General features: G+C 41.8%; 5 protein-coding genes. 2 read left to right on the top strand and 3 right to left on the bottom strand.

The window, feature by feature from the left end:
• Window positions 1-93: 93 nt before the first annotated feature.
• Complete coding sequence (locus tag H6G05_RS02580) at window positions 94-1,446, bottom strand: DNA phosphorothioation system restriction enzyme (RefSeq protein WP_322096317.1); 1,353 nt, start codon at window positions 1,444-1,446, stop codon at window positions 94-96.
• Between the two features lie 1,052 nt (window positions 1,447-2,498).
• Between H6G05_RS02580 and H6G05_RS02575 the strand changes: the two genes are divergently transcribed.
• Together H6G05_RS02575 and H6G05_RS02570 are read left to right on the top strand one after the other, a co-directional pair.
• The gene (locus H6G05_RS02575; protein WP_190576042.1) at window positions 2,499-3,809 is read left to right on the top strand and encodes a CCA tRNA nucleotidyltransferase; all 1,311 of its coding nucleotides are present in this window, start codon (window positions 2,499-2,501) and stop codon (window positions 3,807-3,809) included.
• A gap of 189 nt (window positions 3,810-3,998) precedes the next feature.
• The gene (locus H6G05_RS02570) at window positions 3,999-5,267 is read left to right on the top strand and encodes a site-2 protease family protein (protein WP_190576040.1); all 1,269 of its coding nucleotides are present in this window, start codon (window positions 3,999-4,001) and stop codon (window positions 5,265-5,267) included.
• A gap of 109 nt (window positions 5,268-5,376) precedes the next feature.
• Here the strand turns inward: H6G05_RS02570 and H6G05_RS02565 are convergent, their stop codons facing one another.
• Entirely contained in the window at window positions 5,377-6,984 is a 1,608-nt protein-coding gene (locus H6G05_RS02565; protein ID WP_190576038.1) for a hypothetical protein, read from the bottom strand.
• Window positions 6,899-7,072, bottom strand: coding sequence for a hypothetical protein (locus tag H6G05_RS02560; protein WP_190576036.1), 174 nt, complete (start codon window positions 7,070-7,072; stop codon window positions 6,899-6,901). The genes H6G05_RS02565 and H6G05_RS02560 overlap by 86 nt, the downstream gene beginning before the upstream one ends.
• Window positions 7,073-7,103: the final 31 nt, after the last annotated feature.

Raw genomic sequence — 7,103 nt, 5'->3', positions numbered from 1 at the left:
GAAAATCTACCTATCATTTTTGATGAATATCTTCCTAAATGGAATTATAGAGCTATTCCTCAAAATAACTGAAATGCATAAGTTATTTATTTTTCATTCCTTATCTGCTAAATTCGCAAACTCGACAAAGCGCTGTAATTCCTTTTTGAGTAGATTGCGTTCAACATCAATTGTCTCTCGACCCAAATCAGGCGGTAACACAATCATGTCAAACAAAGTTGCGCGTTTTTTATTAGATTGCGATCGCAAAATCCTCCCTCGACGCTGAATAAACTGACGCGGATTGCTACTACTTGCCAACATAATCGCCGTTTGAATCGCAGGAATATCGACACCTTCATCTAAACAACGAATCGCCACCAGTCCCTGTAATTCACCAGATTCAAATAAAAGTCGTAAATTCTCGCGGTCTTCTAAAGATGTCTCAGCAGTATATGTATTAACGCGATATCCCAATTCAGATCCCAGCAACTGTGCCACCGCATCCAACTGCCTCGTACTTTCTTCAGTAACTTGATCCTCAACCGAGCCGTCACCACAATAAATCAATGTATGTGATGTATCCAAACGTTGCTGCATCAGTTCTCGCAAAGCCACCAACTTATTCGCCGCCGAACCCAATAGCCTAGCCCTTTGCATCAATAAAGCCGCTACCATCTCGTTATCATCGCGATCGCCATCAAAAGCGATCGCCCTGCCAATCTTTTTCGTTAAATCAGCATATTTCTCAGTCTCGGATTCTGTCAGTTCTACCAAAATCGGATAGTAAAGATAATGCACCAAGGCTCCCGCCCTAATTGCATCCGCTAGCGTAAATTCTGGCTGGAGCACCGAGCCAAAATAATCAAATATAGCCTCCGTTCCTTGGTCGTCAAAATATCGCTCAGGAGTTGCCGATAGAGCTAGTCTCAACCCAATATTGCGCGGCAAACTCTCAACCAAACGCCTTGACCCTAAGTTATGAGCCTCATCACCCACGATCAGAGTTTTCTCAGGGAAATAACGCAACTGCGACTGTAATCCCTGACCGATCAGCGTTGCATTGGTGGTAATAATCGTCAGAAATTTTTGATTGCCCGATCGCACGTTATAAAGTTGCGTAGATAGTCGATCTTGCCAATTATGAACACTTTCAAAAGCCAAGATTGGTTCTAGCCCAAATTTTTGACATTCCCTTGACCATTGAATTACCAGATGTCGATAAGGACAAACAATCAGTAAAACCTGCAACCCAATCTTTTGATAAAGTTCCGTCGCGATCGCTAGCGCCGTAATCGTCTTACCGCTACCCGTCGCCATTTTTAACGTACCGCGTCCATTATTCTTAAACCAATTAGCGATCGCCTGCTTCTGATAATTGCGTAATTCTAAGTTAGTTGGCAATATCGGAATACCGCGATCTGGAATTATCACTACAGGAATGTAATCTTGCTGAGGCTCTGCCATGACAGTAGTTCTTTTAGTAAACTCATCGATGGGCAACTGGTCAGAACGTAAACGCAACAGCGATCGCCTTGCAGCTTCAGGAAAGTCGATAATTTCTAACATCGGTGTGTTATTTTCCCATAATCGCCGAAAATTTTCGGCTTTGCTTAATGTGCGCTCTCTGACTCCCTCATCCCAAGAACAGAACACATCTACACATTCAAAGTTATCCAGCAAAGCACTGGCACTCTCGTTTGCCGACCCTGTAAAAGCGACAATATTTCCCACATTGTCCTCAAATATGCCCAACTTCTCATGATAGATACCTCGATTACGGATATCTTTTCTAATGGCTAGTTTTATTTCCAATAGATTATGGCTCAATAGCCAAGCGAGACAAGCCAAACGATCTTGGATTACCTGTGCAAACTCTTGATCGATCTCTCTGATCAAACTTTGGGCGATCACCTCTTCTCTTTGCCTAAGCCCCAAAGCGATCGCTTCTACATCTTCTGCGGATAAGCATGGAGAAGCAATCAGACGCATCCTACCGCCCGATTGAATTAGCGCAAGCAATCCCCCAGCAACTGAAGCCATAGAAGTACTGGAAAAAAATCCTACAGCTCGACTGTAGAGCATAGAATTTTTCAGACAAGGAATATAAAAATCCTGTACCAAATCGCCGCGATCGCTACGATACTCACTTTGGAGATTTAGATCTCTTAAGCAGCTAGGCATAAAAAATAAAAGGTAGAAAGTATCAAAAACAAGGAAATCTTATTAGGAATGAAGACTGCTCCCTTCCTAGTCTAAAAATAGACATTAAAACCCAAGGATTAGCGCCGCACCGCTAATCCTTGAGGAGTATCTTCATAAACCCTATAGCGCTTTTCAAGCAAGCGAGGTACAAAGGTTTGTTTCCCCGCCGAAGGCGGGGAAACAAACCCGTACTTCACTAGACTGATAAACGCTATAGATTGAATTATGATGTGTGTTGTCATCGCTTCTGCAAATTAGGAGATGATTTAATGAAAATGTTAAAGATTAAATAGGTTTGTCAGCAGTTCAAAAGAATGTATTTACGAAACTTTGCCGACTTTTTTAGTCTTTTGCAATGGCAAATTATTTTACAAACAGCACAGATCGCCCATGATTTGAATTTACGGGCTTTTGCGGTTGGGGGAATTGTGCGCGATGCCATTGTTCGGCAAAATCAGAAAACACTACCTTTCCCTAAAGATCTAGATCTAGTTTTCGATGGAGCTGAGCAAGCGGGAATAAAAGTGGCGATCGCTTTGCATGAGCTTTTTCCTGCATCAAAATTACAAATCCATGAAAAATTTCAGACCGCAGCATTAATCTGGCAAGATGCTGCTCAAGACTTTGAAATGGACATGGCGACAGCGCGGCGAGAGATTTATGCCTATGCGGGTGCAAATCCACAGGTGATGGCGACGACTCTCGAAGAGGATCTGTGGCGACGCGATTTTACGGTGAATTCCCTAGCTATAGAGCTAGATCCACAATTGGGAATTAAAGGCGAAGTAATTGATCGCTTTAATGGGCTAGCAGATTTAGTCAATAAACAGGTACGCGCCATTCGTGTAGGTAGCTTTGCCGAAGATCCGCGTCGATTATTTCGGGCTGTGCGTTTTGCTGTGCGCCTAGATTTGGTGATCGCCCCAGAAACCCTCACGGAAATTATCGAGACGACTTCAAGTGGCATCCATGATGTGATTGGTGGTGCTAGGCTGCGTTCGGAGTTGCTTTATACTCTTGCCGAGCCTAGGGCTGGAGAAATGTTTGAACTGTTGCAAAAATTAGGGGCATTGCGATGTATTCACCCAGAGTTAAAACTACCCGTAGATTTAACTAATGCATTTAAGCATCAATGGCGGCGATCGCAATATTGGCTCAAGTTACTCAATCGATTAGAACCCAAAAATTATGCACCGATGCCACTAGGCTTGGAGTTATTGTTATCCTACTTGCCCCATCAGATCGCTACACAATTAGATCTTGGATTAACTCCTGAACAAAAAACAAGACAGCAGAAATTAGCAGATCTAACAATTTACTTGCCGAATTTAAAAAATATTGGCTTAAAAAGGTCAGATATCACCCAAAGTCTGCAAAAATTTGACACTCAGACGTTAATCTTGGCGGGTGTAAAATGTGAACCTGCTCAACGGCGCATTGTCTGGTGCTATCTTAGCCAATGGCAACTAGTCAAGTCTCCCTTAACAGGTGCAGATCTCCAGCAACTTGGATATGCAGCAGGTAAGCAAATGGGCGAAATATTACAACGCCTAAGATTTGCCATGATTGATCGTGAAATTCACACCAAAGAAGATGCGATCGCCTATCTTCATACCCAAGAGTAATTACCTGGCAAAAAATGGCTCTACCATTTTTTGTCAGGTTTTAATTCACCAATGCGTAACTACGCTTTGGTGAATAAGAATAAAGGCGTGCGAAGCACGCCTTTATTCTTAAACATTTTGATGATTGCGATAAAATGTAATCTAAAGCTTTCAGCGCCAATCAGTACAAAAATTTAGGACAGGCATATCATGAGAGGCGGTATCCGCATCGGCAGCATTTCTGGCATTCCCATCTACATTGATTCAACATGGTTTCTCGTCCTTGGCTTTCTAGCTGTTTGGCTGAGTGCTGCCTATACGAAGCTATCACCATCTTTTTCTCTAGGCTATGGCGCTATCACCGCCATGCTTTTCTTTTTATCGATCGCCTTCAGTAAAATTGCCCATGCGGTCATGTCTAAGGCTCGTGGCGTAGAAATCAACGCGATTAATATTCAATTCATGGGTGGGGCTAATACTGTTGAACAAGAAGCCAAAGATCCTTTCTCTGTATTCAGTATTGCGATCTCAGGACCTTTGGTGAGCTTAGTTTTGAGTGTGATTGGATTTACGGCAGCTTGGCTAATTGCAGGGGATGTGATTTTTTCTAGCAATCCTAAAACTATTGAAACCTTACCCGATAGTATTGGCAGTATTCGCACTATTTGGACAATGATTGCCCTAAATATTGCCCGCATCAATCTTATCTTTGGGGTGTTTAGCCTTATTCCTGCTCTACCTTTTGAAGGTGGTCACATTCTCAAAGCCGTGGTTTGGAAACTCACAGGCGATCGCTTTACAGGTATCCGATGGGCTGCGCGATCGGGGCAGTTTTGCGGGATTTTAACTATGATTTTGGGAGGCTTAGTCAGCTTCAGCGGTAGTCCTATTGGCGGTATTTTTCTGATCTTTATTGGATGGTTCCTATTTGGTAGTGCGGGTGGCTATCTCTATCTCAACAATTTACAACAGGTTCTACTCGATATCAATGCTGAAGCGGCGATGACGCGAGATTTTCGTCTAGTTGATGCTGAAATCTCATTGCGTGAATTTGCGGATAAATTTTTATTAATGGAAGAGAAAGACGCAAATCCAATTTATATCGCTTCTTCCAATGGTCGCGATCGCGGCATCATTTCGGCTGGTGCGATTCGTAATATTGATAGTAGTGAGTGGCAAGCAAAGTCCTTGCAATCTCTAGTCACAACCTTAGATGACATTGACACAGTTGAGCTTAAAACACCAATTTCCACGGTTGTGAATTTACTGGAGCAAAAACAATTGCGTTATGTAATTGTGCGATCGCCTGTGGGTTCAGTTGCTGGAGTAATCGATCACGGAGATATTATTAAAGCTCTGGATAGCAAACTGCTTTGGCGCATTCCTTCAGAATATGTCAAACAAATTAAGGCAGATGGGAAATTTCCTGCTAACTTCCGTTTAGTCGAGATTTGCGAACAGTTAACAGAGAAACAATAAAACCCAAAATTGGTTCGGCGGGCGAAGCCCGCCGAACCAATTTTGGGTTTTATATGCACATGTTATTTAATTCTCATTTCTAAGAAACAAACCTTACTGGGTTTGTTTCTTAGAAACCGATAGAATTTAAATCTTCCGAAAAATCTTCTAAAGTGACAAAATTAGAAGCAGGTTGTGACGCAGGTTGTGAATCTGAGCCATTGAGGGAAATAGTTTCCATATTGCCTAATATTCTCTCTATGGTTGTCGCTCCAAGATCTGAGCCTAATTTGATTTTGTCTTTCTCAAGAGCGTTGTTAATAGTTTGAGATTGTACAGCTTGTTCTTCCTCATCCATTAGCTGCAACAATTTATCTAAATTTTGTTTGGGAATTCTTGATTTAATTGACTCGATATCACTTTCCAATTCGGTTATATCTGATTCTATAGATGCCACAACAGTATGATCGCTAGAGGAGAAATTATCAAACAAATCATCATCTGTATTTGCTGAACTTGTTTCTTGGTTGATGTGATCAATAGATAAATTTTCACTCTCACCATAACTATTGGCTGAATCCACATTCATAAAGTCATCAAATAGAGAATCTGAAAAATCAGAGTTTTCAGTTATATCATTAATGACTTGCACGGGTTGAGAACTTAAGGGTGATGGCTCTGGAAAATCATCAAACAAAGAATTTGCGGTAATTGAATCTCCATTATTATCTAGGCTAGATTCTGGAATTGATTGATTCTCTTCAAACCTTGGTGATGATGTTTCTGGAAAGTCATCAAACAAAGAATCAGTTGTAATTGGGGCTAAGTTGGAGTCTGAGTCGAGATTATCTATTGAATTAGGAGAGTGATCTGGAGGAATTTCTGGGCTAGGACTAGCTAAATCTAGCTCTGGATCGTTATCAGTAATAGGCTCAGGCTTGCTTTCTGCCAAATCCAATGTGATGCCTTGGTGTGGGACTTCTGGCTCATCTTGATCTTGAACAAGGTCAGCAGGCTCTAAAAATATCTTAGTAACTAGACGGATTTTGGCTTTTTGCCATTGTTGTCCGGGTTGCAATATCGAGAGATTTGTAATTACTTGATCGCCATGCTGATCGGTCTTACTAGATTCGGCGATCGTATCAAGCAAGCTTCGCAAATTAGGATTAGAAGCCACCGCCGCAAATAAGAAGCTTGGCTGGCTAATTACCTGAATTAATTCTGTGAGTGTAGTCAAGCAACGCACAGTACCAAACTGCTCATCGGTAAAGCGCACAATAATATCTTGATATTCTTGGAGGTTTTGCTGGATTTGAGACAACTTCTGCACGAGGATGACTCCTTTAGGGTTACTGACAAGATCCGTGTTTTGATCCTGTACGACACTAGTATCTTTAGCAATCTGTGGCGTTGGTAATGATTGTTTAGGTTCGTCGCCTAGATCAAGCTCTAGATTAATTTCATGTTGCCAAGCTAAGTAGTGATTATCAGAGCGGTAGGTCAAAATTTTGACACGCTTGATTTGCTTGACCTGTAAAACGATCATGCCTCGATGAATAATTGTCACAACCGCTTTTTGATTCGGTACTTGGGTTGCTTGCAAGGAAATTTTTAGACATTCTGCCTCTAGCTCAGCTTTAGCATGAATGCCTTTAGATGCCAGCGATCGATTGATCAAAGCCGCGATCGCCTGGGGATCGCCTTGCTTTGCCAAGTCCATAACGCTTAGTTGTGTCATACCCTATTCCCGATTGGCTACAAATTTCTCTAGCAACTATAGATGAGATGTCCCACATCAATACAATTCTCTCATTGAAAATTGCCATATTTCCAGAGTGTTTTGCTACTTTACAGGTG

Origin of the sequence: Phormidium tenue FACHB-1050, assembly GCF_014696925.1 — a bacterium.
GTDB lineage: Bacteria > Cyanobacteriota > Cyanobacteriia > Pseudanabaenales > Pseudanabaenaceae > Pseudanabaena.
This window is presented reverse-complemented; position numbering and strand designations above follow the sequence as displayed.